At 66.0% G+C, this 1,840-nt stretch carries 1 protein-coding gene and 1 pseudogene; both read left to right on the top strand.

All coding sequences use genetic code 11. The features are described 5' to 3' along the window. Window positions 1-117 precede the first annotated feature (117 nt). A pseudogene (serS, locus tag JV551A3_RS20555) lies at window positions 118-1,377 on the top strand (serine--tRNA ligase); the annotation flags it as partial. Next, on the top strand, window positions 1,378-1,840 hold a 463-nt coding region (locus tag JV551A3_RS20550; protein ID WP_328592113.1), incomplete at its 3' end, for a precorrin-2 dehydrogenase/sirohydrochlorin ferrochelatase family protein.

Here is a 1,840-nt window from a genome sequence, read left to right as displayed (position 1 = left end):
ACCGGTATCAGCGTGGTGGGCGGGCTGCTCNCGACCTGGGCCGGCCTGTGCCTGACCCGATTCTGAACCAACACCTACACATAACGAGAGAACGCTATGCTCGCTTCCAAACGGTGACGCGGCCAACTTCAGGAAGTGGCGGATCGCCTGGCCTCCCGTGGCTTCAGCCTGGATGTCGCGCGCATCGAATCACTGGAAGAGCGCCGCAAGGCGGTGCAGACCCGCACCGAGCAGCTGCAGGCCGAGCGTAATGCCCGTTCCAAGTCCATCGGCCAGGCCAAGGCCAAGGGCGAAGACATTGCGCCGCTGATGGCCGACGTCGAGCGCATGGCCAACGAACTGGCTGCCGGCAAGACCGAGCTGGACGGCATTCAGGCCGAACTGGATGGCATCCTGCTGACCATCCCCAACCTGCCGGACGCCAGCGTACCGGTCGGTGCCAGCGAAGACGACAACGTCGAAGTGCGTCGTTGGGGCACGCCGAAGGCCTTCGACTTCGAAATCAAGGACCACGTCGCCCTTGGCGAAGTCAGCGGTGGCCTGGACTTCGAAGCCGCCGCCAAGCTGTCTGGCGCACGCTTTGCCGTGCTGCGCGGCCCAATCGCCCGCCTGCACCGCGCCCTGGCGCAGTTCATGATCAACTTGCACACCGGCGAGCACGGCTACGAAGAACACTACACCCCTTACCTGGTGCAGGCCCCGGCCCTGCAGGGCACCGGCCAGCTGCCGAAGTTCGAGGAAGACCTGTTCAAGATCAGCCGCGAAGGCGAGGCCGACTTCTACCTGATCCCGACCGCCGAAGTGTCGCTGACCAACCTGGTGGCCGGTGAAATCCTCGACGCCAAGCAGCTGCCACTGAAGCTGGTTGCCCACACCCCTTGCTTCCGCAGCGAAGCTGGTGCTTCCGGCCGTGACACCCGCGGCATGATCCGCCAGCACCAGTTCGACAAGGTCGAGATGGTGCAGGTAGTCGAGCCGTCCAAGTCGATGGAAGCCCTGGAAGGCCTGACTGCCAACGCCGAGCGCGTGCTGCAGCTGCTGGAGCTGCCGTACCGCGTGCTGGCCCTGTGCACCGGCGACATGGGCTTTGGTGCGGTGAAGACCTACGACCTGGAAGTGTGGGTACCAAGCCAGGACAAGTACCGCGAAATCAGCTCGTGCTCCAACTGCGGTGACTTCCAGGCGCGCCGCATGCAGGCCCGCTGGCGCAACCCGGAAACCGGCAAGCCAGAGCTGGTGCATACCCTCAACGGCTCCGGCCTGGCCGTAGGCCGTACCCTGGTTGCCGTGCTGGAAAACTACCAGCAGGCCGACGGTTCGATCCGTGTGCCGGAAGTGCTGAAGCCTTACATGGGCGGCGTCGAGGTTATCCGCTAAATGGATTACCTGCCGCTGTTCCACAAGCTGCAGGGCGGCCGCGTGCTGGTCGTAGGCGGCGGTGAGATCGCTTTGCGCAAAGCGCGCCTGCTGGCCGACGCCGGCGCCGCGCTGCGCGTGGTGGCACCGGATGTCGACGGCCAGTTGGCCGCGCTGGCCCGGGAAGGTGGCGGCGAGGTGCTGGTGCGCGGCTATCAGGCAGCCGACCTGGTCGGTTGCCGGCTGGTGATCGCGGCCACCGACGACCCCGGGCTCAATGCCCAGGTGTCGGCGGATGCGCAGGCCCTTAGCCTGCCGGTGAACGTGGTGGATGCGCCGGCGCTGTGCACAGTGATCTTCCCGGCAATCGTCGACCGTTCGCCGTTGGTGGTTGCGGTGTCCAGTGGCGGTGATGCACCGGTGCTGGCGCGCTTGATTCGCGCCAAGCTGGAGGCCTGGATCCCGTCCGCCTACGGCGAGCTGG

This window comes from Pseudomonas inefficax, assembly GCF_900277125.1.
In the GTDB taxonomy this organism is placed as follows: domain Bacteria; phylum Pseudomonadota; class Gammaproteobacteria; order Pseudomonadales; family Pseudomonadaceae; genus Aquipseudomonas; species Aquipseudomonas inefficax.
The sequence above is the reverse complement of the archived record's forward strand: the minus strand, read 5'-3'. Positions and strand labels throughout refer to the sequence as shown.